Annotated in this window: 25 protein-coding genes; 14 read left to right on the plus strand and 11 right to left on the minus strand. The window is 68.7% G+C overall.

The annotated features are described in order from the left end of the window. Window positions 1-26: 26 nt before the first annotated feature. Both ctaD and GC106_RS17275 read right to left on the minus strand, forming a co-directional pair. A complete protein-coding gene (gene ctaD, locus GC106_RS17270) occupies window positions 27-1787 on the minus strand; it encodes an aa3-type cytochrome oxidase subunit I (protein ID WP_173131280.1) in 1761 nt (586 codons plus the stop codon). Window positions 1788-1936: 149 nt separating this feature from the next. Beyond that, window positions 1937-3172, minus strand: a complete 1236-nt coding sequence (locus tag GC106_RS17275; RefSeq protein ID WP_173131283.1) for an aldehyde dehydrogenase family protein — start codon at window positions 3170-3172, stop codon at window positions 1937-1939. A gap of 89 nt (window positions 3173-3261) precedes the next feature. Here GC106_RS17275 and GC106_RS17280 point away from each other — a divergent pair, with 89 nt between their 5' ends. Then, entirely contained in the window at window positions 3262-4629 is a 1368-nt protein-coding gene (locus tag GC106_RS17280; RefSeq protein ID WP_173131286.1) for an amidase, read from the plus strand. A gap of 148 nt (window positions 4630-4777) precedes the next feature. Here the strand turns inward: GC106_RS17280 and GC106_RS17285 are convergent, their stop codons facing one another. Continuing rightward, window positions 4778-5371, minus strand: a complete 594-nt coding sequence (locus GC106_RS17285) for a TetR/AcrR family transcriptional regulator (RefSeq protein ID WP_173131289.1) — start codon at window positions 5369-5371, stop codon at window positions 4778-4780. 88 nt (window positions 5372-5459) lie between these two features. Between GC106_RS17285 and GC106_RS17290 the strand changes: the two genes are divergently transcribed. Then, the gene (locus GC106_RS17290) at window positions 5460-6908 is read left to right on the plus strand and encodes a flavin-containing monooxygenase (protein ID WP_173131292.1); all 1449 of its coding nucleotides are present in this window, start codon (window positions 5460-5462) and stop codon (window positions 6906-6908) included. Next, a complete protein-coding gene (locus GC106_RS17295) occupies window positions 6905-7642 on the plus strand; it encodes a class I SAM-dependent methyltransferase (RefSeq protein ID WP_312872703.1) in 738 nt (245 codons plus the stop codon). Before GC106_RS17290 ends, GC106_RS17295 begins: the two co-directional genes overlap by 4 nt. Window positions 7643-7787: 145 nt before the next feature. Here GC106_RS17295 and GC106_RS17300 read toward each other — a convergent pair whose 3' ends face one another. Continuing rightward, window positions 7788-8495, minus strand: coding sequence for a M50 family metallopeptidase (locus tag GC106_RS17300; protein ID WP_173131295.1), 708 nt, complete (start codon window positions 8493-8495; stop codon window positions 7788-7790). Between the two features lie 199 nt (window positions 8496-8694). On the opposite strand from GC106_RS17300, the gene GC106_RS17305 reads away from it, so the two are divergent. Together GC106_RS17305 and soxR are read left to right on the plus strand one after the other, a co-directional pair. Beyond that, complete coding sequence (locus GC106_RS17305; RefSeq protein ID WP_173131298.1) at window positions 8695-9828, plus strand: putative hexosyltransferase; 1134 nt, start codon at window positions 8695-8697, stop codon at window positions 9826-9828. A 36-nt stretch (window positions 9829-9864) separates the two neighbouring features. Beyond that, window positions 9865-10398, plus strand: a complete 534-nt coding sequence (gene soxR, locus GC106_RS17310; protein WP_173131300.1) for a redox-sensitive transcriptional activator SoxR — start codon at window positions 9865-9867, stop codon at window positions 10396-10398. Here soxR and GC106_RS17315 read toward each other — a convergent pair. Together GC106_RS17315 and GC106_RS17320 are read right to left on the minus strand one after the other, a co-directional pair. Next, window positions 10367-11188: an ABC transporter permease gene (locus tag GC106_RS17315; RefSeq protein WP_217280604.1), complete on the minus strand. Its 822-nt coding sequence runs from the start codon at window positions 11186-11188 to the stop codon at window positions 10367-10369. The two genes, soxR and GC106_RS17315, sit on opposite strands and share 32 nt — an antisense overlap. Window positions 11189-11291: 103 nt before the next feature. Continuing rightward, window positions 11292-12206 carry an ABC transporter ATP-binding protein gene (locus GC106_RS17320; protein ID WP_173131302.1) on the minus strand — a complete coding sequence of 305 codons (915 nt, stop codon included), beginning with the start codon at window positions 12204-12206 and terminating at the stop codon, window positions 11292-11294. A gap of 172 nt (window positions 12207-12378) precedes the next feature. Between GC106_RS17320 and GC106_RS47835 the strand changes: the two genes are divergently transcribed. Both GC106_RS47835 and GC106_RS47840 read left to right on the plus strand, forming a co-directional pair. Then, on the plus strand, window positions 12379-14274 hold the full coding sequence (locus GC106_RS47835; RefSeq protein ID WP_312872704.1) for a sensor histidine kinase: 1896 nt from the start codon (window positions 12379-12381) through the stop codon (window positions 14272-14274). Then, entirely contained in the window at window positions 14226-14879 is a 654-nt protein-coding gene (locus GC106_RS47840) for a LuxR C-terminal-related transcriptional regulator (RefSeq protein WP_173131306.1), read from the plus strand. The genes GC106_RS47835 and GC106_RS47840 overlap by 49 nt, the downstream gene beginning before the upstream one ends. A gap of 10 nt (window positions 14880-14889) precedes the next feature. Here GC106_RS47840 and GC106_RS17335 read toward each other — a convergent pair whose 3' ends face one another. Then, complete coding sequence (locus tag GC106_RS17335) at window positions 14890-15498, minus strand: response regulator transcription factor (protein ID WP_173131308.1); 609 nt, start codon at window positions 15496-15498, stop codon at window positions 14890-14892. Window positions 15499-16021: 523 nt separating this feature from the next. Between GC106_RS17335 and GC106_RS17340 the strand changes: the two genes are divergently transcribed. The 5 genes from GC106_RS17340 (at window position 16022) to GC106_RS17360 (ending at window position 20171) form a co-directional block, all read left to right on the plus strand. Further along, a complete protein-coding gene (locus GC106_RS17340) occupies window positions 16022-16528 on the plus strand; it encodes an RNA polymerase sigma factor (RefSeq protein WP_173131310.1) in 507 nt (168 codons plus the stop codon). Between the two features lie 72 nt (window positions 16529-16600). Beyond that, complete coding sequence (locus tag GC106_RS17345) at window positions 16601-17503, plus strand: ABC transporter ATP-binding protein (RefSeq protein ID WP_173131312.1); 903 nt, start codon at window positions 16601-16603, stop codon at window positions 17501-17503. A 96-nt stretch (window positions 17504-17599) separates the two neighbouring features. Continuing rightward, the gene (locus GC106_RS17350) at window positions 17600-18325 is read left to right on the plus strand and encodes an ABC transporter permease (protein ID WP_173131314.1); all 726 of its coding nucleotides are present in this window, start codon (window positions 17600-17602) and stop codon (window positions 18323-18325) included. Beyond that, window positions 18322-19554 carry a sensor histidine kinase gene (locus GC106_RS17355; RefSeq protein ID WP_246366105.1) on the plus strand — a complete coding sequence of 411 codons (1233 nt, stop codon included), beginning with the start codon at window positions 18322-18324 and terminating at the stop codon, window positions 19552-19554. Before GC106_RS17350 ends, GC106_RS17355 begins: the two co-directional genes overlap by 4 nt. After that, window positions 19551-20171, plus strand: coding sequence for a response regulator (locus GC106_RS17360; protein WP_173131319.1), 621 nt, complete (start codon window positions 19551-19553; stop codon window positions 20169-20171). The genes GC106_RS17355 and GC106_RS17360 overlap by 4 nt, the downstream gene beginning before the upstream one ends. A 121-nt stretch (window positions 20172-20292) precedes the next feature. Here the strand turns inward: GC106_RS17360 and GC106_RS47845 are convergent, their stop codons facing one another. Genes GC106_RS47845 through GC106_RS17380 form a run of 4 tightly spaced genes read right to left on the minus strand, consistent with a single transcriptional unit; the run spans window position 20293 to window position 24337 of the window. Then, on the minus strand, window positions 20293-22722 hold the full coding sequence (locus GC106_RS47845) for an NAD(P)/FAD-dependent oxidoreductase (protein ID WP_173131322.1): 2430 nt from the start codon (window positions 22720-22722) through the stop codon (window positions 20293-20295). Further along, entirely contained in the window at window positions 22723-22929 is a 207-nt protein-coding gene (locus tag GC106_RS17370; RefSeq protein ID WP_042182990.1) for a ferredoxin, read from the minus strand. Further along, on the minus strand, window positions 22926-23531 hold the full coding sequence (locus GC106_RS17375) for a ferric reductase-like transmembrane domain-containing protein (protein ID WP_312872705.1): 606 nt from the start codon (window positions 23529-23531) through the stop codon (window positions 22926-22928). Before GC106_RS17375 ends, GC106_RS17370 begins: the two co-directional genes overlap by 4 nt. Continuing rightward, on the minus strand, window positions 23528-24337 hold the full coding sequence (locus GC106_RS17380) for a DUF4142 domain-containing protein (RefSeq protein WP_173131324.1): 810 nt from the start codon (window positions 24335-24337) through the stop codon (window positions 23528-23530). Before GC106_RS17380 ends, GC106_RS17375 begins: the two co-directional genes overlap by 4 nt. Before the next feature lie 294 nt (window positions 24338-24631). Between GC106_RS17380 and GC106_RS17385 the strand changes: the two genes are divergently transcribed. Both GC106_RS17385 and GC106_RS17390 read left to right on the plus strand, forming a co-directional pair. Then, a complete protein-coding gene (locus tag GC106_RS17385; RefSeq protein WP_246365954.1) occupies window positions 24632-25144 on the plus strand; it encodes a sigma-70 family RNA polymerase sigma factor in 513 nt (170 codons plus the stop codon). An 8-nt stretch (window positions 25145-25152) separates the two neighbouring features. Continuing rightward, window positions 25153-25854, plus strand: a complete 702-nt coding sequence (locus GC106_RS17390) for an anti-sigma factor family protein (RefSeq protein ID WP_173131327.1) — start codon at window positions 25153-25155, stop codon at window positions 25852-25854. Window positions 25855-25882: the final 28 nt, after the last annotated feature.

Raw genomic sequence — 25882 nt, forward strand, 5'->3', positions numbered from 1 at the left:
GGGCGCGTCTACCTTGGGCTCGAGCGTTACTTCTTGTGCGGGTCGCCGCCGGTGATCTCGTCCGGCTGGGTCTTCTCCGCGAGCACCTCGGACGGCGTGGCCTTGTGGCTGGCGCCGACGTGCGCCTCGGCGCGGTACCGCTCGACCATGTGCGGGTAGTGCAGCTCGAACGCCGGACGCTCCGACCGGATCCGCGGCAGCTCCTTGAAGTTGTGCCGCGGCGGCGGGGACGTGGTCGCCCACTCCAGCGAGTTGCCGTAGCCCCATGGGTCGTCGGCCTCGGTGACCTGGCCGTACCGGTAGCTCTTGAACACGTTCCAGATGAACGGCAGCGTCGACGCGCCCAGGATGTAGGCACCGACCGTGGAGATCGTGTTGAGCGTCGTGAAGCCGTCACTGGCCAGGTAGTCGACGTACCGGCGGGGCATGCCCTCGTTGCCGACCCAGTGCTGGACCAGGAACGTGCCGTGGAAGCCGATGAACGTGGTCCAGAAGTGCAGCTTGCCCAGCTTCTCGTCCATGAACCGGCCGGTGATCTTCGGGAACCAGAAGTAGATCCCGGCGAAGGTCGCGAACACGATCGTGCCGTAGAGCACGTAGTGGAAGTGCGCCACCACGAAGTACGTGTCCGACACGTGGAAGTCGATCGCCGGCGCGGCGAGCAGGATGCCGGTCAGGCCACCGAAGAGGAACGTGACCAGGAAGCCGACCGAGAACAGCATCGGCGACTCGAACGTCAGCTGGCCCTTCCACATGGTCAGGATCCAGTTGAAGAACTTCACGCCGGTCGGCACCGCGATCAGGAACGTCATGAACGAGAAGAACGGCAGCAGCACGGCGCCGGTCGCGTACATGTGGTGCGCCCAGACGGCCACCGACAGCGCGGCGATCGACAGCGTCGCGTAGACCAACATCTTGTAGCCGAACAGCGGCTTGCGGCTGAACACCGGGATGATCTCGGAGACGATGCCGAAGAACGGCAGCGCGACGATGTACACCTCGGGATGGCCGAAGAACCAGAACAGGTGCTGCCAGAGGATCACGCCACCGTTGGCGGGATCGAAGACGTGGGCGCCGATATGGCGGTCGGCGAGCAGACCCAGCAGGGCCGCGGTCAGGATCGGGAACGCGATCAGCACCAGGATGGCCGTGATCAGTATGTTCCAGGTGAAGATCGGCATCCGGAACATGGTCATGCCCGGGCCGCGCAGGCAGACCACGGTCGTGATCATGTTGACCGCGCCGAGGATCGTGCCGAGACCGGACACCACCAGGCCGGAGATCCACAGGTCGGCACCGACACCCGGTGAGTGGATCTTGTCCGACAGCGGGGTGTAGGCGAACCAGCCGAAGTCGGCGGCGCCACCCGGGGTCAGGAAGCCGGAGATCACGATGATCCCGCCGAACAGGTACAGCCAGTACGAGAACGCGTTCAGCCTCGGGAACGCCACGTCCGGCGCGCCGATCTGCAGCGGCAGCACGAAGTTGGCGAACCCGAACAGGATCGGCGTCGCGTACAGCAGCAGCATGATCGTGCCGTGCATGGTGAACAGCTGGTTGTACTGCTCCTGCGACAGGAACTGCTGTCCTGGCACGGCGAGCTCGGTGCGGATCAGCATCGCCATCGCGCCGCCCACCATGAAGAAGGCGAACGCGGTGACCAGGTACATGATCCCGATCTGCTTGTGGTCCGTAGTGCGGAACAACCGCAGGAGGTACGAACCCTTGACCGTCTTACCCGCCGGGAACGGTCGAGTCGCGATCGGCTTGGGGGCTACCGCCGTCACTTCCGTGCCTCCAGTGGTGGTTCTCGTTCGGGGCCGCGCCAAGACAGCTGTCCGGGCGACGGACTGGATACTATCCCCCGCTACATATGTGGGCGCGCGAGGGGAGCCAACCACACCTCGACCGGCAGGCTGCCGTTGGGTGGATCACATCAGGACGGCTGAGCTGGGACAACCGCGTACTGACGAAGTGTCAGGTCGGTGTAGGTGACCGGGCCGCGCGGGCCGGGCACCTTGTCGATGTTGATCCCGGTCTCCGGCACCGCGAGCAGCTTGAACCCGTCGAGCAGCCTGGTGGTGGCGTTCCAGAACACCCCGGTCCCGGTGTACGCGGCCATGAAGGCGTCGGCGGTCGCTGAGTTCTCCGTCACGATTCCGGCGGCCAGGCCCGAGGTCTTCTCGTTGGCGACCTGCGCGGCCTGCACGGCGTCGTCGACCGGGGACACGGTGACGGTCGCCTCGCGGTCGGAATCCAGCGCCCACTCGTAGCCGATCGGGTGGTCGTGCGGCGGCAACGAGGCCCGGACGCCTGCTTTCTCCAACGTCTCCAGCACGGCGGGCAACACGTCGGCGTAGACGGCGGAGTCGATCAGCAGCAGGTTGAGCCGGTTGCACACGCCCAGCCGGTCCAGGCTGCGGGCGATCAGGTCGTGTGCCTTGGCCAGGTCCGCGTCGCCGTCCAGGTACAGCACGCCGCCGCCGTCCGCGTGCGCCAACGTCCGCACGCCGTGCTTGGCGGCCTCGAAGCCCAGCTCACGGGTGCTGTCGCCGCTGCCGCGCAGGATCACCAACGGCACCAGGCCGGGAAAGCGGACCAGGGCCGCGGCCGCCGCGCGGTCGGCGCTCGGCACGAGCTGGATGACAGCGGGGTCGATGCCCGCGTCGGTCAGCGCGGGCGCGATGACCTCGTGCACCAGGGCCGTGGCCGATCTCAGCGCGGCCGAGCCGGTGCGCAGCACGCCCGCGTTGCGGGACTTGATCAGCTGGGAGGCGACGTCCACCGTGACGTTGGGCCTGGCCTCGTAGTTGGCGCCGATCACGCCGACCGGCCTGCGGCGCTCGACGAGCCTGAGGCCGTCCGGCAGGTCGCGGATCGGGGTCTCCCGTGGCGCGTGCGGCACACCGGCGAGGAGGCTCAACGAATCGGCCATGGCGGTCAGCCGGGCCTCGGTGATGGTCAGCCGGTCCATCAGGCCGGAGCTCATCCCGCCGGCCTTCGCGGCCTCGACGTCCTGGGCATTCGCCTCGAGCACGGCCCGCGCGCTGGCCCGCAACCGCTCGGCCATTCCGGTCAGCGCGGCGTCGATGGCCTGCTCGGATGCCGTGGCCAAGGACGGCGCCGCCTGCTTCGCCGCGCGTGCGCAGGCCTCGACAACCTGGTCAACCACCGTCTTCTCCTCTCGAGTGGAGTGACTAGTCTGCCGCACGGGGTGGCACCATCCCACGGGAGGCGAAACACAAGTCCACTGGAGGCGTCGTGACTCAGTTCGTGGGCCTGCGGCGGACCGCCGAAACGGTCGCTGCCGGCGATACGAGCTCGGTCGACCTCGTCTCCGAGGCGCTCGACCGGATCGAGAAGTCCCAGCCCAGCCTGAACGCGTTCCGGCGGCTGCGCCGGGAGGCCGCGCTCGCCGAGGCCGCCGAGGCGGACCAGCGCCTGGCCGCCGGTGACCGGGCGCCGCTGCTCGGGGTGCCGATCGCGGTGAAGGACGACACGGACATCGCCGGTGAGCCCACGGCGTTCGGCTGCGCCGGGGACTTCCCGCCCAAACCGGCCGACTCCGAACTGGTCCGCCGGTTGCGCCAGGCCGGTGCGGTGATCGTGGGCAAGACGAACACCCCGGAGTTCGGCCAGTGGCCGTTCACCGAGGGGCACGCTTTCGGCGCCACCCGCAACCCGTGGGACATGGGCTACACGCCCGGCGGTTCGTCAGGCGGATCGGCCGCGGCCGTGGCCGCAGGCCTGGTGCCCGCGGCGACCGGTTCGGACGGCCTCGGTTCGATCCGGATCCCGTCCGCGTGGACGGGCTTGGTCGGCGTGAAGCCGACCCGCGGGGTGGTGCCGAGCGACCCGTTGCCGGACATGTGGAACGGTCTGGCCACGCACGGGCCGTTGGCCAGGACGGTCGAGGACGCCGCTCTGTTGCTGGACGTCATCGCGGCCAGCGGTACGCGGATGCGGGATGGCGCGAATCGTGCGCCAGGCCGGTTGCGGATCGCGCTGGCGCTGCGGGTCCCGTTCACGCTGTCGCCCGCCCGGCTGCATCCCGAGGTGCGCTCGGCCGTGGTCCGGCTCGGCCGGGTCCTGGCCCGGCTGGGGCACGAGGTCAGGCTGGCGAGCCCGAACTACGGGCTGGTCGGACTGGGTGTGTTCCCCCGGTCGCTCGATGGGCTGAAGGACGCGGCGCTGGAGGTCCCGGACCTGCGTCTGCTGGACAAGCGCACCCAGCTCAACCGCAAGATGGGCGCCCTGGCCGGACCCCTGGTCCGGCTTTCGCGCCTGCACGAGCAGTTCGAGCGGCGCAGGATCGGCCGGATCTTCGACACGGCCGACGTGATCCTGGCGCCGACCACAGCGACTCCGCCCACTCCGGTCGGCCGCTACGACGGGCTGTCCAACTTCGCCACGACTCGCGCCATGATCGCGGCGTGTCCGTACGCGTGGCCGTGGAACATCCTGGGGCTGCCGGGCGTGAACGTGCCTGCGGGCCTGACGAGCACGGGCCTGCCGATGGGCGCTCAGATCGTCGGGCCAGAGAACAGCGAACCGCTGTTGTTGTCGCTGGCGGCGCAGTTGCAGAAAGAAGAACGCTGGCACGATCGGGTTCCACCGAACCTGACCTGAATGATCTCGCGACAAAACCCCGGACCTGCTTCTACCGGGCCTTCTGGGCCTCAGGAACCTCCAGGCGAGATCGGAGGCGAAGGACCCGGCAGCTGATCCGCTTCCTCGTTCTGGCTGAACGACAACGGTCAACTGTGTTAGCGCGGCTTCACAACGGACGCGTTCCCGTGGCCAGCGCGCGAAGGGTTTTGACCAGCACGTCCACCGGGATCGACGGGTCGATGACGCGCTGCATACCCAGGCCTATCCCGAGGCTGAGCAGCGCGGTCGCCATGTCCCGTGGGTCCAGGGTGGCGGCGTCGCCGTCGAGGTGGGCGGCGAGCACTGAGGCGATGACTTCCCGGATCGCACGGTCTCGGTCGGCCAGTTCCTGCCGGAGCACGGGGTCACGGCGGGCCTGGAGCGCGAATTCGACCTCGAGGGTGGTCCAGCCCTCGTCGCCGATCATGCGCTCCGCCCATCGCTCGAACCCGGCGATGCCCTCTTCCAGGCTGGGCGACGCGCCGACGTCGGCGACGGCCCTGGCGATCTCGTCGTGGTGGATCTGGTCCAGCACCGCGAGGCACAGCTCGTCCTTGTTGCGGAAGTTCGAATACACCGCGCCTTTGGAGAAGCCCGCTTCGTCGGCGACCTTCTCCAGCGAGGTGGCGTGGTAGCCGTCGCGCAGGAAGAGCTCTCGGGCGGTGGCGACAAGCAGGTCCCTGGTACGGGCCTGGCTCTCCGCCCGGGTCAGTCGGGGCACCCGGCCAGAATACGAACCTACCGCGAGTAGATAAATACTGCTAGGTTCCAGATACCAGTGGTATCCCACTTCGGCGCGGAGGTGCGGCGTGGACGTCCCGATCGCGATCATCGGCGCAGGCGCGTCCGGCATCGGCGCGGCGATCAAACTCCGGCAGGCGGGCGTCACCGGCTTCGTCGTCCTGGAGAAGGCGCGCGAATTGGGCGGCACGTGGCGCGACAACACCTATCCCGGTTGCGCGTGCGACGTACCGTCCGCTTTGTACTCGTATTCGTTCGCGCCGAATCCGGAATGGACGCGGGCATTCGCACAACAGCCTGAGATCAGGCAATATCTGGAGCGCACCGCGTCCCGGTACGACGTGCGGCGGCATATCCGTTTCGGCGTGCGACTGGACGACGCCCGGTGGAATCCGTCCACCAACCGTTGGGACCTGGCCACGTCAGACGGCCAGTACACGGCGCAACTGCTGATCGCCGGGACCGGCCCGTGGCATCAGCCACGGATTCCGGATCTTCCCGGCCTGGACGAGTTTCCCGGCGAAACGTTTCATTCGGCCAGGTGGAACCACGACTACGACCTGACCGGCAAGCGGATCGCGGTCGTCGGCACCGGCGCTTCGGCCGTCCAGTTCGTGCCCGCGATCCAGCCAAAAGTCGGCGAACTGCGTCTGTACCAGCGCACCGCCCAGTGGGTGTTACCCAAACCCGACCACTACGTGCCCACAGTGGAACGCTGGCTGCTGCGGACGTTCCCGGTGACGCAGAAAGCATTGCGGGCGGCAGAATACGCCGCGATGGAGGCGCTCGGCGTCGGGTTCCGGCATCCCTGGGTCCTGCGGCTGGTCCAGCGGATCGGCCTGCTCCACTTGCGCCGGTCGGTTTCTGATCCCGAACTGCGCCGTGCCCTGACACCGGACTACACGTTGGGCTGCAAGCGGTTGCTGATGTCCAACACGTACTACCGGTCGCTGACCAAGCCCAACGTCGCCGTGCACAACACGGCTGTCCGCGAGATCCGCGGCAGCACGGTGGTCGGCGCGGACGGCAGTGAGTCGGAAGTGGACGCGATCATTTTCGGTACCGGGTTCCACATTCTCGACATGCCGGTCGCCTCCCGCGTCCGTGACGCGGACGGCCGCACGCTGGCCGACGTGTGGCAGGGCAGTCCTCAGGCGTACCTCGGTACGTCCGTCAACGGCTTCCCGAACCTCTTCCTCCTGCTCGGGCCCAATCTCGGCACCGGGCACTCGTCGGCATTCTCCATTTTGGAGTCACAACTGGCCTACGTCGTCGACGCCGTGCAGGCGATCCGCCGCAACGGCTGGTCGAGCATCGACGTGCGCAAGGACGTGCAGGACGCGTACAACGCGGACGTGCAACGGGCACTGCGTACCACTGTGTACAACGCGGGCGGCTGTGTGAGTTACTACCTGGATGCCAATGGACGCAACAGCTTCAGTTGGCCGTGGTCCACGGTGACGATGACGAGGCGGATCAAGGACTTCGACCCGGCGTCCTACACGGCGGCACGGTGAGCGACAGGATGAACCGGCGACTGCTCGACCTGTTGACCGCCGAGCCGGTGCAGGTCGGCGACTACGTGGACATGCTCGGCGACGTCGAGCAGCCGAGTACTGGGGTGGCGCAACGACTGATGCGCACCAGCCTCGTGCCCCGGATCTACGAGCGGTACTGGCGGCCGGCGCTCGGCCGCGTGGCGAAGGGCCTGGCCGGGCCGAGCATGGCCGAGGAGCATCGGTTCGCCCGCGAGAACCTGGCGCTGCACAAGGGCCACATCGTGCTGGACGTCGCGTGCGGCACAGGCGGCTTCACCCGCGGCTTCGCCGGGGTGGTCGGCCCAGAGGGCCTGGCCATCGGGCTCGATTCCTCGCGGACGATGCTCTCGCGCGCCGTGGCGGCTGGCGGCGGTGCGGTCTATCTGCGAGCTGACGCCGTCCGGCCGCCGCTGCGGGACGAGTCGTTGGACGCCGTGTGCTGTTTCGCCGCGTTGCACATGTTCGCCGAGCCCATGGTGGCGCTGGACTCGTTCGCCCGGACGCTCAAGCCGGGCGGGCACATCGCGATGCTGACCAGCGGCCGTCGTGACCAGCAGCCGCTGCGGACGGTGGACACTCTGGTGGGCCAGGCCAGTGGCCAGCGGATGTTCGACCGCGGCCAGATCGGGGCCGCGCTGCGGGCTCGGGGCTTCACCGCGGTCGTCGAGCGGTACGCGGGTCTGACGCAGTTGGTGGCAGGACGGAAGGACTGATCTGTTCGCTGGTCGGGCAGCTCAGCCATGTGGACAAGTCGTTGGACAAGTGGATAGATCGCCGGGAAGGCATCACCGACGGGCACGCCTGAGACTCAGGCAGTTCGACATATGTCCAAGCCATTGGCCACAGGGACAACGGCTCTCACCTGGCGATGACCGGCTCCAGCAGCCACATGCCGCCGAGGAACGCCGCGCCCAAGGAGATGAGCACGAACATGGCCACCCAGAACAGCCCAGGCGTCCGGGTCAGCCGGGCCAGCTGATCGGCGTCGGAGTCTCGGGCCTGCCTGCGACGCCGTTTGGCCTGTAGCTCGAACACCGGCCGGACACCGCCGAACAGCAGAAACCACGCGACCAGGCACGCGAAGGCGGCCTGGACCTGAGGTGAGGTCACCAGCGACACGGTGACCAGCACGGCACCGGTCAGCACGACGGACACCACGCCGAAGACGTTGCGGATCATCACCAGGACGGCCAGCATCAAGGCGGTCATCACCCACAACAGCAGGGTGATCTTGCCCGCGATCATCAACGCCGCGAGGCCGAGCCCGATCAGGGACGGCGCGACGTACCCGGCGAACGCGGTCAGCACCATGCCTGGCCCGGTGGGCTTGCCACGCGACACCGTGACCCCCGAGGTGTCCGAGTGCAGCGTGATCCCGCGCAGCCGACGGCCCACCAGAACGGCCACCAGCGCGTGCCCTGCCTCGTGCACGATGGTGATCACGTTGCGGGCCAGCCGCCACGGCTCGCCGGAGAGCACCAGCAGCAGGGCGGCGGCGCCGGTCACCAAAGTCACCGCCACTGGCGGGTCCGGCTGCGTCCCGAACAGCTCATCCCAGAAATCCACCGCGACACATCACCACACACCGTGTGGGCGGCCGGTGAACTCGCAGGTCAATGCTGGTGGCGCAGCCGGACGACCTAGGGTGATCACAGCGGCTGCTTCAAGGACGCCGCGTGCAGGGATGGCGTACACGACCTGGGAAGGGCGACTGGCACTCCAGAATGTCTCGCACCACGCACACACCGACGGCAAAGGAATGAACATGGTGTTGACGGCCTTGCGTACCAGGCCGTACCTGCAAGCCGTCGGCGTTTTCCTGCTGGTGCGGCTAACCGGTCTGGTCGTGCTCGCAATACTGGCCGGCAACCGTGAGCGTGACCTGTTCGACGTGTTGAAGTCGTGGGACGGTGACTGGTACCTGGCAATCGCCGACAACGGTTACGGCAACGTTCCCGAGCGGTTCGTCGACGCGGCCGGGCAACGGACACCGGCGACGCCGCTGGCGTTCTTCCCGCTATATCCGATGCTCATTCGCGTTCTCACGCCCATCACCGGTTCGGATAGCCTCACCGCGGCATTGCTCGTCAGCCTCATCGCGGGATGCGCGGCGGCGGCGGGCATCTTCCGGATCGCCCAGATCGTCGACCCGCGGCCGAAGACCGGGCTGTTGCTGGTCGCATTGTGGGGCGGCGCGCCAATGGCCATCACGTTGTCCATGGCCTACACCGAGGCGCTTTTCACCGCGCTGGCCGCGTGGGCTCTTGTCGGCGTGCTGGAACGCAACTGGACCGTGGCCGGCCTGTGCACCGCGGCCGCGGGCCTGGTCCGGCCGTCGGCCTCGGTGCTGGTCGGCACGGTCGCGCTCGCCGCGATCGTCTCGGTGTTCCGGGAAGGAAAGTCCTGGCAGGCGTGGGTGTGCGCGGTGCTCAGCCCGATCGGCCTGTTCGGCTGGTGGGGCTACGTGGCCAAGCAGACCGGCAGCCTGACCGGCTGGTTCGACATCCAGCGGCAGGGCTGGTTCAGCTACTTCGACGGCGGCATGCAGACGGTGAAATTCTTCGGCGACATCCTGGACACCGGCAATTCCGTGATGGAAACCGTCACGATGCTGATGGTGCTCGGCGCCGTCGTGCTGACTTTCCTGATCCTGTTCAGCCGCATTCCGTGGCCGTTGTGGCTCTACGGCGGCGGGACGGTGTTCATGGTGCTGGTCACAGCCGGGATCACGTACTCGAAGGCCCGGTTCCTCATCCCGGCGTTCCCGCTGCTGATCCCGGTCGCGCAGGGGCTGGCCAACCGGAAGCGCCACACGATGCTCGCGGCCACCGCGGGGTTCGTGCTGTTCGGCAGCTGGTTCAGCGCGTACTCGCTGACCGGGTGGACGCTGGCGATCTGAAGCCGCCGTCCACCGGCCACGGTTACCATCGCGAGCATGTCGCCCAGTAACGAGCTCACGGTCGGTGAGCTGGCCAGACGTGCCGGCGTGCCCGTCTCGACGCTGCACTTCTACGAGGCCAAGGGGCTGATTACCAGCCGCCGGACCGCGGGCAACCAGCGCCGGTTCCGCCGGGACACACTGCGCCGGATCGCGTTCATCCGGATCGGCCAACGGGTCGGCATCCCGCTGAACACCATCGCCGAGGTGCTCGGCAAGCTGCCGGACGGACGGGTGCCGGACCGGAGCGACTGGGCCGAGGTGTCGGCGTCGTGGCGGGCCGAACTGGACGCCCGGATCGAACAGTTGCTGCAGCTGCGGGACGACTTCACCGACTGCGTCGGCTGCGGGTGCCTGTCGCTGGACCGTTGCGCCCTGGCCAACAAGGACGACCAACTGGGTGCGAACGGTCCAGGTCCGCGCAGGTTGATCGCGGCACGCAAACAACAGTCCGCGGACCCGCTCCCCACCGGCGGGCCCGCGAACTGCCATCCGTGCGTCACTCCCACCGGAACAGACGGGATGCGATGAAGCCGACGACCAGCGTGAACACCGCCAGGACGATCAGGTGCAGCGGCTCGGGGAACGAGCCGTCCCACGCCCGCTGCATCGCCTGAGACCCCGCGCCCAGCGGCGAGAAGTCCGAGACGCGCCGGATGACGTCGGGCATCAACGGGCCCGGGGTCCACACACCGGCCAGGAAGACCAGCGGGAAGAACGCCACCGTGCCGATCCCGTTGGCCGCCTTACCGGTCGGCGCGACCGCGGAGATGAGCAGCCCGACCGCGAACATCGACACGATGCACAGGAAGAAGGCCAGCACGAACCCGAAGAACTGACGCGGCATCGGCACGTCGAACGCGAAACCGGCGACCGCCATCACCACCGCGGTGACCGTGGTCAACGACGCGAGGTTCACCAGTCCCTGCGCGATCATCAGCGTGATCGGCCGCACCGGGGTGACCGCCAGCCTGCGCAGGATTCCCCGCTCCCGGTATGAGGCCAGCACGCTGGTCAGCGCGTTGAGCGCCATCATCCCGATCACCATGGTGATGATCGGCGGCAGGTAGAAGTCGATGAACCGCCGTCCGCCGAAGTCCGGGCTGGGACTGCCGGTCGACGGCAGGGAGCCGAAGACGACCACCAGCAGCACCGGGATCGACATGACGAACGCGAGCCCGGGGTCCCGCAGCATCAACCGGAACTCGCTGCCGGTCAGCTTCCGGAGTCCGGTCAGCACGTTTCCTCCTCTGCCCGGCACCGCCGCCGGGGTGTGGCTCGTTTCCTGCGCCTTGTCCATGACCTGCGTAAACCCGCTCATGCCTGGTTCTCCGTTGTGGTCGACCGCTTCGCGTGAGCGGCGCTCTGTGCTGATGACCCTGCGCTGAATGTCGGGGTGCTGAACGACACGCCGAACGACCCGGTCATGACTCCTCCGCGAGCCGTCGCCCGGTCAGCGCGACGAAGGCGTCTTCCAGGTTGGTCTGCTCGACCCGCAGGTCGAGGGGCACCACATTGCGGCCGGCCAACGTCGTGCTGACCGCCTGGAGCAGGTTGCCGTGCCCGGTCACCACGGTCTGGCTCGTGGTGTGCGCCACCTCCGTGACCTCGGGCAGGTCGGTCAGGATCCGGTCGTCGAACTGGATCGAGGCACGGAACCGCAGCCGCAGCCCGCCGTCCACCCGGGACACCAGGCCCGCCGGGGTGTCCAGCGCGACCACGCGGCCCGCGTCCACCAACGCGAGGCGATCGCAGAGGCGCTCGGCCTCCTCCATGAAGTGGGTGACGAGCACGACCGTCACTCCCCGGTCGCGGATCTGCTCGACCAGCTGCCAGGTGTCGCGGCGGGCCTGCGGGTCCAGGCCGGTGGTCAGTTCGTCGAGGAACGCGATCTCCGGGTTGCCCACCAGCGCCAGCGCGATCGCCAGGCGCTGCTGCTGCCCACCGGACAACTTCTTGAACGGCGTGCGGCGCTTGCTGGTCAGGCCCAGGTCGTCGAGCAGTTTGCCGCCGTCCGCCGGATTCGGGTAGAACGAGGAGTAGAGCTCCATCGCCTCGGCCACCTGCATTTTCTCCGGCAGTTCGCTTTTCTGCAGCTGCACGCCGACCCTGCGGCGAACCTCAAGGCCGTCCTTGCGCGGATCGAACCCCAGGACGGAAATACTTCCGCTGTCCGGTGTGCGCAATCCCTCGACGCATTCGACCGTCGTCGTCTTGCCTGCGCCGTTCGGCCCGAGAATTCCGAAGATCTCGCCGCGCTCGACCGTGAAGGAAACGTCGTCCACCGCGACGTGGTCCCCATATCGCTTGTGCAGGTTCGCGACCTCGATGACCGCCATTCCCCGCTCCCCTCGCCCGTTTCGCCCTGTTCGCTTTCGATGGGGAGAACGTTATTCAGCGGGCGGGCCGGAGCGAATCCGTCTGGAACCAGACCTGGGGTGGGGCTAGCCATACCCCGGCACTATGTCTGCGAGTAGTGCGTGCCCCAGGTGCATCCGCAACACTGATCGCGTGCTGCGCGAACATGCCCTTGCCCTGGTCCGTGGGCTGGCGCTGTTCGGGCTGTCCTTGGTGGCCGCCGTGCAGAGCGCCCTCGCGATCGTGGTGTCGTGTGCCGGGGTGCTCGCCGGCTTCAAGCGGGAACGGTGGCTGCCCAACCTGGTCAGACGGCTGGTGGCTCGCTGGACGGGCCTGGAGATCCCAGTCCCCTACTGGCCGGAGCCCGGGCCGCCACGACCCGAACGGGACGGCTGGTACCGCTGGGGCAACCAGCTCTACCGCAAGCCCGGCCCGATCGCGCGGATGCAACGGTTCCGATGGCTGCTCAAAGATCCGGCCACGCACCGCGATCACATCTGGGCACTGACCGCACCCGTCACCAGCGCCCTGACCGTGGGTCTACCAGCGGTTCTGGTGGTGGCCGGATTTTTGGTCCACCCGTTGGCGGCGTTACCCATGGCCGCGGTCGGCGGCGCGGCCGCGCCGGCGTTGCTGCGGATCTACAGCCACTGGACCGGCGCGTTGTTGCGGCCGACCACCCGGACCGGCCGGACCTCGCTGTGGGCCTGGGTAATGGGCCGGGCGAACGTGTTGCTGAAGCTCGCCGCCACGTTCGGGCTGTCCCTCATCGGCGTCGTCCATGTCGGCGTGACGGCCGTGACGTTGTCCGGATTCCTCGGACCTTTCGCGGCCCAGCGGCAGCCGAGCCGGACGTTCCTCAACCGGCGGCGCCGCCAGATCGGCGCGTGGACAGGCGTGCGGATCGACGTGCCGTACCTGCCGATGCCACCGCCGCCCGCGCCACGGCCGGACGGCAAGTACCAGCACGGCCGGATGCTGTACGACTCGCCGCATCTGATCAGGTACACGCAAACGTTCACAACGCTGATGAAGGACAAGGCGACCTGGCGCGACCCGCTGTACCTGATCTTGGATCCGCTGGTCAGCCTCTTCCTCGCGATCGTGCCGGTGGTGCTGGTCGTCGGCGGGTTCTTCGGCTACTTCTGGACCTGGATGTGGTCACGGCCGATCTCCTTCTTCGCCGGCTTCGACATCACGCACGACTGGGGCTACCTCGGCGACCTGTTCCCGGCGCTGCGGGCGCTGCCCGGCTGGCTCACCCCGGTGGCCGGTCTGGCCGCGGCCATCGCGGGCCTGCTGGTGTGCCAGGCCTGCCTCACGGCCCACGGCCACTGGAGCAAGTGGCTGCTCGGACCGACCAGGTCCGCGCAGCTGGCCCAGCAGGTGGACCACCTCCGCGAGACCAGGTCGGAGGCCACCGACGCCCAGGCCGCCGAGCTGCGCCGGATCGAACGGGACCTGCACGACGGCGCCCAGGCCAGATGGGTGGCCATGGGACTGAACCTCAGCGTGGTGGAGCGCCTGATCGACCAGGACCCGGAAGCGGCCAAGAAACTCGTGGCCAACGCCCGGGGCGCCTCCGCGGAGGCACTGGTCGAGCTGCGCCAACTGGTCCGCGGCATCCTGCCGCCGGTCCTGGCCGAACGCGGCCTGGGCGACGCGGTGCGGGCGTTGGCCCTGGACAACGCGTTGACCGTGCACGTCGCGGTCGACCTGCCTGGCCGTGTGGACGCGCCGGTCGAGGCCGCCGTGTACTTCGCGATCAGCGAGGTGCTGACCAACGCGGCCAAGCACGGGCAGGCCGAGCAGGTCAGCGTCGACCTGCGCCACGTCGACGGAAAGCTGCGGGCCACCGTGGCCGACGACGGCCGCGGCGGCGCGGATCCGGCACAAGGCAGCGGCCTGCGAGGCATCCAGCGCCGACTCGCTACATTCGACGGCGTACTCACCCTGACCAGCCCTTCGGGCGGCCCGACCACCGTGACCTTGGAGGTCCCGTGCGCGTTGTCCTCGCCGAGGACCTCTACCTCCTCCGAGACGGCCTGACGCTGCTGCTGGAGGCCAGCGGGTTCGACGTGGTCGCCGCCGTGTCGACCGGTCCGGAGCTGGTCAAGGCACTGGACGACCTGAACCCCGACGTGGCGATCGTGGACGTCCGGCTGCCGCCCACGTTCACCGACGAGGGCCTGCAAGCCGCGCTCCAGGCCCGCCGGAAAGTCCCCGGCCTGCCGGTGCTGGTGCTGTCGCAGCACGTGGAGCAGTTGTACGCCCGGGAACTGCTGGCGGACGGCGCCGGGGCGATCGGCTATCTGCTGAAAGACCGCGTGCTCAATTCGGACCAGTTCATCGACGCGGTCCGGCGGGTCGCGGACGGCGGAACCGCGATGGACCCGGAGGTCATCTCCAAACTGCTGGCCAGCAACGCGCGCCACGAGCCGTTGGCCGAGCTCAGCCCGCGGGAACGCGAGGTCCTCGAGCTGATGGCCAGCGGCAAGTCGAACGCGGCGATCGCCGCGCAGCTGTTCGTCAGCGAGGGCGCGGTGGGCAAGCACACCGCCAACATCTTCGCCAAGCTCCGGCTGGTCCCGTCGGACGACACCAACCGGCGGGTGCTCGCGGTGCTGGCCTACCTCAACCGCACGGGGGCGTGAAAGGCCCAGCTCAGAGCCGGTGGCGCAATTCCGCGGCCAGCACGGCGGCCTGGGTGCGCCTGCGCAGGCCGAGCTTGCCGAGCACGCTGGAGACGTAGTTCTTCACGGTCTTCTCGGCCAGGTTGAGCCGCTCGGCGATCTGCCGGTTCGTCAGGCCCTCGCCGATCAGCCGCAACACCGACCGTTCCCGGCGGGTCAGCGCGTGCAGCGGGTCGTGGGTCTGTTCCCCGGGCGGCTCCTCGGACAGCCGCCCGCCCGCTCCGACGATCCGGATCGCGCTGGTCAGCTCGGCCCCGGCGACGTGTTTGGCCACCACGCCGGCCGCGCCCGCCTTGATCGCGGCGGTCATGGTCTCGGGATCGACGAACGGCGTCAGCATCAGGCACCGCACCTCGGGGCAACGCAGCTGCAGATCCCGGCACAGTTGGACGCCGTCGCCGTCAGGGAGGCGGACGTCCAGAACGGCCACGTCCGGCAACTGCTCGGGGACCTGGGCCAGGGCCTCGACCACGGTGCCCACCTGGCCGACCACGCGCATGTCGGTTTCGTCGGCGAGCAGCGAGGCCAAGCCCCGCCGGACCAGTTCGTGATCGTCGACGATGAAGACGCTGGTTGTCACGGTTTCAGCCGGGAGCTAGTCGGTGCGCCGCGCAGCACGATCAGACGTGCCGCGCGACGCACCCGCGCCCGGCCGGGCGACGCGGCCCTGCCCCGCGTCGCCCGACCGCCGGTGCCGTCAGCACCGGGGGTCCTGTGCGGTACAACCCCGTGAGGTACTACGCCTCGACTCCGCGGTGACGGAATTCTGTCGATCGAAATAACCGCAAAAGAATTCAACCTCACCGGATCCGGACCGAGTCGCAACGTCTCCCACGCTAGGTATTTCGTTTGGACTCGCCTGATCTGACCGAGGTTCACTCGAATGGCGGAAGTTAGTCGGCACCGTACCGCCGTTACAGTGAAACGTCTGATATGACGTTGAGATTCTCACCACATGGGACACGGGCCGAATGGCCCTCCCGGGTCCGTGTCACGGGGTAGATGCTTCCATCGAAACACGGAAGAAATATGTTCAAATAACAACTATCGACATCGAGACGGCCCCTGCGCTGGGACGTGGCGGGCCGATCGGGGGTGTGGTAATGCCGGTCCCGGACGCACGCACGCGTACCGACGACTACTGGCAGGAGTGCATCAGGATCCGGCCCACGTTGGTCCGGATCGCCGCCCGGCGTTGCGCGGCACCGGTGGACCCCGATGACATCGTCAACGAAGCCCTGATCCGCGGGGCCGAATTCGACGACCTGGACATGAACAGGCTGGAACAGTTCCTGGTCTCCACGGTCACCCGGCTGTGCGCGGACGAGGCCAGGCGCCGCACGGTGGCCACCCGGATGGCCAACCACCCGAGGCTGGTGCCGCCGTCCGCGGAGGACCCCGCCGAATTCGCCTGTGACAAGGCGGAAGCCCGCTGGCTGGCGGTCCGGCTGCTGGCGCTGCCGCGCCGCGACCGCGAGCTGGTCGACATGCTCGCCGACGGGATGCCGCACAGCGAGATCGCGCGGGAGCTCGGCACCACGACGCAGGGCGCGCATTCGGCGCTCTACCGGCTGCGCAAGCGGATCGGGGCCTATCGACCGATCGGCTGATGGCCGTATCCGCCGGGAAGATGGCTGGTGAGGCGATCCGGAAACAGCCCTGCACGACGCATGCTGCGTGGCATGTCAGTCATCGAGGTGTCCAACCTGCACAAGAGGTACCGCGACAAGATCGCGGTACGGGACGTGTCCTTCGCCGTGGCCGAGGGTGAGATCTTCGGCATTCTCGGCCCCAACGGCGCGGGCAAGACCACCACGGTCGAATGCGTGGCCGGGCTGCGGGCCCCCGACGGCGGCACGATCCGCGTGCTGGGCCTGGACCCGCGGCGCGACAAGGACGAGCTCAACTCCCAGGTCGGCGTGCAGTTGCAGGAAAGCCAGCTGCCGGAACGGCTGAAGGTGTGGGAGGCGCTGCACCTCTACGCGTCGTTCTACCCGGACCCGGCCGACTGGGAACGCCTCATCGACGAGTGGGGCATGTCGGAGAAACGCGCCACCCCGTACGGCAAGCTGTCCGGCGGCCAGAAGCAGCGGCTGTTCATCATGCTCGCGCTCGTCGGCAGGCCGCGGGTGGTGTTCTTGGACGAACTGACCACCGGCCTCGACCCGCAGGCACGCCGCGAAACGTGGCAGCTGATCGAGCGGCTGCGGCAGACCGGCGTGACGGTCGTGCTCGTCACCCACTTCATGGAGGAAGCCGAGCGGCTGTGCGACCGGCTCGCCGTCATCGACGACGGAGCCGTCGTGGCCATCGACACGCCAGGTGGACTGGTGTCGCAGATGGACAGTCGCCAGCGGATCCGGTTCCGCGTCACCGGGCCGTTCGACAAGGGCCTGCTGACGCCGATTCCCGAGGTCAGCGAGGTGGCGCAAAACGGCGACCACATCGAGGTGACCGGCACGGGCGACCTGCTCTACGCCGTGACGGCGGTGCTGGCCCGCCACCAGATCGTCGCGGCCGGCCTCCGGGTCGACCAGGCCAGCTTGGACGACGCCTTCGTGGCGCTCACCGGCAAGCGGTTCTGACACCACCATCCGATCATCCGCGGTGGGTTTTCTGTTCGTCGTTTGCACTTCCGGAATGCCCGTCGTTTATTAAGCACGGCTTCATTAGGAGAATCCATGTCCGGGACCGGCACCCTCACTTTCACCGAGTTCAAACTGTTCCTGCGAGATCCCGGGGCCACCATCGCGACCATCGGCCTGCCCGTCGCGATCGTCGTGGTGTTCGGCCTCATCGCCCAGCCGGGCAGCGGCACAGATCCGATCATGACGTACTTCCCGGCCATGGCGCTGGCGTTGGGCCTGGCGCAGCTGGCGCTCAACGTGACGCCGACGACGCTGGCCAGCTACCGCGAGAAGGGCATCCTGCGCCGGATGTCGACGACACCGATGCGCCCGGCGCGGCTGCTCACCGCACAACTGCTGATCAGCATCGGTCTGGCGGTCGCCGCCGCCGTGTTGGTCGTCCTGGTGGGCCACCTCGGTTTCCGGTTCACCTTGCCGCAGAACTTCGGCGGCTTCGTCGCGGCGTTCCTCCTGGGATGTGCGGCGCTGTTCGCCGTCGGCCTGCTCGTCGCCGCCGTCGCGCCGAGCGCACGGGTCGCGACCGGGGTGGGTGTGGGGTTGTTCTTCGTCAGCCTGGTGTTCGGCGGAGTGTTCATGCCCGCCGAGACCCTGCCGCCGTTCCTGGTGCGGATCGGCGACTTCACCCCGCTCGGCGCGTTCATGCAGTCGCTTCGGGCCAGCTGGGGTGGCACCATGCCGGAGCCGCTGCACCTCGCCGTGCTCGGCGGGTACACGATCGTCGCCGGTCTGGCCGCCGCCAGGCTCTTCAGGTGGGAATGAGGGTGATGCTGCAGATCACCGAGGACGGCAAGCCCCACAAGGCGAAGTGGATCTACACCGGGCTCGCCTACGCGGCCCTGCTGTTCGCCGTCACGTGGGCGATGATCCAGCCGGAGATCACGCCACGACCGGAGCTGACGCTCGTGCTCGGCGTGGCGGCCGCGGTCTGGCTGGGGGCGATCGTGCGGTGGTGGCCGGTCTGGCCACGGCAGCGCGCCTGGGCGGTGGTCGCCTACTTGGGCCTGCTGGCCCTCAACGTCGGCCTGATCGCCAGCAGTGACGCGTTCACCGCGTACGTGTGGATCGGTTTCCCGTACGCGTTCGCGATCTTCCCGGCGCGGTGGGCGGTGTTCGCGGTGACGAGCAACGCGGTCTCCACCTTCGTGGTGCAGAGCGGCGCGCTGCAGAGTTCGCCGTTCGTGGTCATGGTGGGAGTAGCCGGTCCGGTGATCTTCGCGGGGTGGGTCGCCGGACTGGAGAGCGAACGGCGGGAGAAGGCCATCAGCCAGCTCACCGAGGCCAACCGGCGCCTGGCCAGCGCGATGGAGGAGAACGCGGGCCTGCACGCCCAGCTGCTCGTGCAGGCCAGGGAAGCCGGGGTGCTGGACGAACGCCAGCGGATGGCTCGCGAGATCCACGACACCTTGGCGCAGGAACTGGCCGCGTTGATCAGGCAGTTGCACGCGGCCAACCGCGTTCGGGAACAGCCCGAGCAGTGGCAGCACCACATGGACCAGGTGCGGTTGATGGCGGAGCGCGGCCTGTCCGAGGCGCGCCGGTCGGTCCAGGCGTTGCGGCCGGCGCAGCTGGAGAAGTCCCGGCTGCCTGAGGCGATCGAGGAGCTGGCGCGGAACTGGAGCCAGGCCTCGGGCGTGCCGGTCCGGGTGGAGACGACCGGCACGCCGGAGCCGATGATCCCGGGCATCGAGGTGGCACTGTTCCGCGTCGTGCAGGAGGCACTGGCCAACATCGCCAACCACGCGAGCGCCGCCAGGGCGGGTATCACATTGTCCTATTCGGACGACGTGGTCCTGCTGGACGTCCGGGACGACGGCGCCGGGTTCGACCCCGGCGCGACCGGCCCGGGCGAGGACGGCGGATACGGTCTGGGGACCATGCGTCAGCGGCTGCTGGGGGTGGGTGGCACGCTGGAGATCGAAAGCAGGCCGGGCGAGGGCACCGCGATCGGCGCGAGCGTCCCCGCGATCAGGGCGGAAGGTGCACCGTGATCAGGTTGCTGATCGTCGACGACCACCCGGTCGTCCGGGACGGCCTGCGCGCCACGTTCACCGGGGAACCGGACATCGAGGTGGTCGGCGAGGCGGGCAACGGCCGTGAGGCCATCGATATGGTGGCCGCGCACGACGCCAACGTGGTCCTGATGGACCTGCGGATGCCCGAACTGGACGGTGTCCGTGCGATCCGCAGGCTGCGGGAAACCGCGCCGGGCACCCGGGTTCTGGTGCTGACCACGTTCGACACCGACAGCGACGTGCTGCCCGCGATCGAAGCGGGCGCGACCGGCTACCTGCTCAAGGACGCGACCACGGACGAACTGCTGAAGGCGGTCCGCGCGGCGCACCAGGGCCAGTCGGTGTTGTCGCCGTCGGTGGCCAACCGGCTGATCGGCCAGGTGCGCAAGCCGCAACGCGGCACGCTCAGTCCTCGGGAACTCGAAGTGCTGAAGCTCGTCGCCGCGGGCGCCACGAACCGTGAGGCGGCGTCGAAGTTGTTCATCAGCGAGGCGAGCATCAAGACGCACCTGCTGCACATCTACGCCAAGCTCGACGTGCGCGACCGGGCGGCGGCGGTCGGCGAGGCGTACCGGCGCGGCCTGCTCGACTGAGACCCCTGGCGCGAAAAAAGAGCCCCCTCGCGAGCGAGCGGTCGGGTTGCTCGCCAACGAGGGGGCGCGCCGCGACGGCCGAGGGCCCGGCCGCCGCGGCAGTGCTCGGCCAGCCGTGTCTCTAGCCGAACCCTCGGACCGCTTCTCCCGCGGGGAAGCGGCTGTCTTCCGCGCCAGGCCGTGCGACGGGTTGCATCGACGGGAATGACGGGTGTTCCATGCCGGGCCGCGCGACCGGCCGCATGTTCGGGAACGAGGGGTGTTCCACGCCCGGTCGCGCGACGGGCTGCATGTTCGGGAACGACGGGTGCTCCATCAACGGCATCGGCGGCCGTTGAACAGGACGCATCGCGGGGAACGACGGGTGGTCCATCATCTGGTCGTCGCTCGGCCGCGCCACCGGCCGCATGGTGGGGAACGACGGGTGCTGGTCGGCGGGCATCGGCGGAACGGGCGGAAGCGGCTTGCGGTCGCGTTCCGGCCGTCCGGCCCGGCGTTGCCGCGAAGGCGGCGGCGCGGGCCGCATCGCGTCCGCCGGGGTGTCCGGCACCTCGATGTTCGGGACGGACAGGTTCGACAGCGACAGGTTCGGCGCCGACAGGATCGGCAGGGCCGTGGTCGGCGGCAGGAGCGGCTCCGAGCGCACCGGCGGCACCGGCTCGGTCATCGGCCCCGGGTCCCTGCCGAGCATCGGCAGCTCCGGCTTGGCGTGCCGGCCGGACGGCTGCTCCACTGGCGGCATGCCCCGCCTCGACGGCGGTTCCACCGGAGCCATCCCGCGCCGGGACGGCGGTTCCACCGGCGGCATCCCGCGCATCGACGGCCGCTCGACCGGCGGCATCCCACGCCGAGACTGTGGTTCGACCGGCGGCATGCCCCGCCTGGACGGCGGCTCCGCCGGAGCCATGCCACGCATCGACGGCGGTTCCACCGGCGGCATCCCGCGCATCGACGGCCGCTCGACCGGTGTCATGCCACGCATGGACGGCGCCGGACCCGAGTTCATCGGAGCCGCGGCACGCGGCATGGCGGGCATCGGGCGCCTGCCCGAGTTGGCCGGAGGCGGCACCGGCTGCATGTTCCGGCCTGTGGTGCCCATCACCGGCGGCCCGGCCGGCGCTGGTGGCCGGACCACCGGCGGCCCGGCGGGCACCGGCATCGGCGCCGAGATCTGTGCCGAAGCCTGGGGACGTCCGGCCCCGGCCAGCGCGGGCACCTGCGGGGCGGGGACCTGGGTCGGCATCTCGGCCAGGGTGTTCTGCCGTACGGGCGGTGCCGGTGGCCGCAGCGCCGACTGCGCGGCGACCGGCTCGGTCACCGGTGGCTTCGACGGCGCCGGGATGACCGGGCGGCGGCCCTTGGTCTCGGTGGGAACCGGCAGTTCCTCGTGCAGCTTCTCGGTCCACTTGATCATCGCGCGCGGCGCGTCCCAGCCGCACACGCCGACCAGCTTGCCGTTGCGCACGTACCCGGTGATGCCGGGTGTTCCGGCGGCACCGTCGGCCAGCTTCACGGTGTCCGTGCCGAGCGACGGGATACCGGCGATCTGCAGCCGCACACCGTACTGACCGGACCACACCCGTGGGATCGGCATGAACGGTGTGGCCTTTTCCCGGCCCAGCAACAAGTTCTCGGCCGCGTGCCGTCCCATCTCGACAGCGTTGATCCAGTGCTCCACGCGCCGCGGCGTGTCGTCGAACCGCAGGTTGGGCCACCGGCCGCAGTCACCCGCGACCACGACGTCCTGCGCGCCCGCGGCGAACAAAGTGGACTCGCACAGCACGCCGTCCTCGAGGATCAGCCCGGATCCGCGCATCCACTCGACCGCGGGGATCGACCCGACCGCCATGATCACCGCGCCCGCGACCAGCAACTGGCCGTCGGTGGTGTGCATCGCGACGGAGTCGTCCGCACAGATCCAGTTGCGGATGTCGGTGCCCATCGCCATCCGCGCGCGGTGCTTGCGGTGCAGGTTGTCCACGGCGGCGGCGACGTCGTTGCCGAGGTTGCGCAACGGGAAGCGGGACCGGCCGACCATGGTCACGTCCCGGCCCATCTTGCGGGCGCTCGCGGCGACGTCACAGCCGATGTAGCCGGTGCCGAGCACCACGATCGGCAGGTCGCTGCGGTGGATGGTCTTCTTGACCGCCAACGCCTCGTCCACTGTGCGCAGTGTGTGCACCCGCGGGCTGTGCCGGGGAACACCCTTGAGGTGCCGGGGCTCCACACCGGTCGCGATGATCAGCCCGTCGTACTTGATCTCCTCACCGCCGGGCAGGTGCACGACTTTGCGCTGTGTCTCGAGCCGTTCCGCGCGGGTCCCCAGGCGCCAGCGGGCACCGGTGTCGATGTGCCGCTGCAGGGTCAGGTCGGCCGGGCGGTCGCTGCCGGCCAGCAGGTCCTTCGACACCAACGGGCGGTGGTACGGCCACCGCGGTTCGTCACCGATGATCACCAGCTCACCGTCGTAGTCGAGCTCGCGCAGGCGTTCCGCGGCCCGTAAGCCGGCCACCCCCGCGCCGACGATGACGATGCGTTCGAAGTCGGTCATCTAAACCCTGTCCACCTTGATGGCCTGCATGGGGCAGCAACGCGCAGCGGCCGCCGCCTGCTCGACCTGATCCTCTTCCGGTCTCTTCGTGTAGAAAAGCCGCCCGTCGGGGCTCAGTTCAAACAGGTCCGGCGCCTCCATCTGGCAGATCGCGTACCGCTCGCAGCGGTCGTTGTCCACTTTGACCCGAAGCCGTCGGCCTCTCATACCTGTTCCTCCACCAGACCGATCTGCACGAGCATCCGGGTGGGAATGAACCGCAGGATCGAGAGGGTGACGGCCGGGATCAGCAAGGTCAGTCCGGCGAGCCACAACACCGAGAGGTGCCCGTTGGCCGCCGCCGCGAGGATCGAGTGCACGACCAGAAGGCCGAAGGCCGCGTAGGCCATCCGGTGCACCCATTGCCAGCGACGGTAGGAAGTCCAGCGGTACAGGCCCGCGGTGAACGCGATGGCGAGCATCAGTTCCAGGCCGACGATCGCGATGGCGTAGCGGAAGAACACGCCGTCCCCGAAAGGCACCGAGATCTGCGCGAACGTGAACGCGCCCTCGGCGAGGAACAGGAACCCCATGGCGTGCACGATGCCGAAGGTGATCGTCAGCGTGGCGAGGACCATGTGCCCGGAACGCAAGGTCTTGCGCTCGCCGAACCTGCGTGCCCAGCCGGTCTTGGTGAGCACGCCCCAGCAGATCGTCAGGCACATCAAGGCGTACGAGGCACGAGCCGCGACCGCGGCGACACCGCGCAGGCCCTCGTCTCTGGGGCCACCAACTGCGAGAACGACCGTATCGGCCAGACTGTCGATCACCGTGCGAGTTCCTTGTCCACGAACAACCGGCTTCGCTTGCCACCACCACCGCCACCGCCACCGCCACCGCGGCGGCCGCGGTCGTTGTCATCGTCGTCGTCATCGACGCGCCGGACGGCTGACTCCTGCGCACGACGACGGCGGTTGCGGCCCGCGGCGAGCCACAGCAGGAACACCGTCAGCGCCACCAGCAAGGGCACCAACGTGACCGCCACGACCATGTCCGTTCCCTCGGCGTCCGAGGACAACTTCAACGGCGTGGCGTCGGCCAGGTTGGCGTAGTCCACGTTGTTCGTGCTCTCCAGGATCGTCATGTGCTTCATCACGACCGTGTTGGCCGTCGTCGCGAACTCGCGGATCTTCGGATCTGTTGTCCCTGCCCGAACCTGGGCGATCAGCGGGAAGATCATCCCGTGCGCGGAGCGCAGGCGCATCGCCCAGACGGAGTCAAACTGGGCTCCGGTCGACGTGGCCATCTCGGTGAGCCAGCTCTTCTGGGCATCGTTGGGCTGGTTGGGCAACGGGCACGCGTACGGCGCCGCCAGCTCGTCCACTGCCTGGTCGAGCATGGCGTGGTCGGACTTCAGGGTGCGGCCGACCTCCTGCACCTTCGGGTCGGCGGACCGCTCCTGCGCCATGTCGCCCGCGGGCATCTCCCACAGACCGGCCAGCTTCACCTTGACGAGCAGTTCGCAGTCGATGTCGGTCAGCGGCGCCGTTCCCGGCTGCTGCGCGGACGCGACGGTCTGGCTCGCTGTGAACAGGGTGATCAGCAGGAGCACCAACGACGCGAGGGATCGTTTCACGGCGTCCTTCCTTGTCTCTCCGGGCGTCCGCGATGGACGGACGCGATAAGCGACGTTGCTGGAAAAGGCCGTGCTGGGTCCACTATGGACACGGCAGGGTGCCATAGCGGGCCCACTGGTGCGTCCTGGCGGGGCACCTGGTTTACGCCTTCACCGATGGATACGGAGGGGGCAGCCGGGCGGTTCAAACAAAAATTCCGCAACGATTTGGCACTGGACGGACAACGGCCGCCACACCAGGATGTCACCGTGGGACGCCACAGCCATTCCGCAAGAGCCCTCCTGGGTGATGAGTTGCGCCGTCACGGGCATACCGAAGAAGACCTGGCCACCGCGCTGTACCGGGACTTCGGCACGCCCTTGATGGCGTTCGCCCTCAAGCTGACCGGCAACGACCGGCACTGGGCGGAGGACGTCGTCCAGGAAACCCTGATCAGGGCTTGGCGTAACGCCGAGAAGCTGGACCGCAGCCCGGACATGCTGCGCGCCTGGCTGTACACGGTCGCCCGTCGGATCGTCATCGACGGCAGGCGCAGCCGGAAGGCCAGGCCGCAGGAGGTCGAGGAACCGGACGCCAACTCGGTGGGCGTGCCCGACGAGTCGGACCGCACGCTCAGTGCGATGGTCGTGTACGACGCGTTGCGGGTGTTGTCCGACGAACAACGCGAAGCGATCATGCAGACCTACCTACGTGACCGCACGGTTAATGATGTCGCCGAGACACTGGGCGTTCCTCCGGGTACGGTCAAGTCGAGGCTGTACCACGCGGTCCGCGCACTGAGGCGCGCGCTGCGCGATCGGGGGTGAAGTCGGGAATGGTCCACGCGTCGGGGCACGTCGACATAGCCGCGTACATTCTCGGCGCGCTCGACGAGCCCGACAACGCGGCGTTCGAGGAGCATCTGCTCGACTGCCCGAGGTGTCAGCTGGACTTGGTCGAGCTGCAGGATGTGCCTGACCTGCTGGACAAGGTCAAGCACGACGCACCCGCGCTGCTGGTGCCCGTGCCCGGTCCGCAGGTGTTGTCGTCGTTGCTGGAAGAGGCCACCAAATCGCGCCACCAGCGCCGTCGCAGGCAGTGGTTCGCCGCCGCCGCGGCCGCGGTCCTGATCGTCGCCGCGCCGCTGGTGACGATCCTGCTGACCAGCGACGAGTCGCCGGAGCCGATCGCCAGTCCGCCGGTGAACGTCAGGATCGAGACGCCACCGACGACAAGCGACGCGCAGGTGCTCAACGGGGTCGGCGGCGAGATGGACGCCAACGTCACCATGTTGTCGCAGGACTGGGGCACGCAGATCTCCATCGAGCTGCGCGGCGCGGTCGGGCCGCGTAAGTGCGAGCTGGTGGCTGTGTCCACACGCGGCGAGACGGAGACCGTGACGAACTGGATCGTCCCGCCGGGTGGCCGCAACGAGCCGCTCAAGCTCACCGGGGGCACGACGTTCCAGCCCGCTGACGTCGCCCGCATCGAGGTGCGCGACGACAAGGGCCAGGTGCTGCTCTCCGTTCAGGGCTGACTGACCGGTTAATCTCGTGAGCAAGCGC

This window comes from Kibdelosporangium persicum (genome assembly GCF_013280595.1).
GTDB lineage: Bacteria > Actinomycetota > Actinomycetes > Mycobacteriales > Pseudonocardiaceae > Kibdelosporangium > Kibdelosporangium persicum.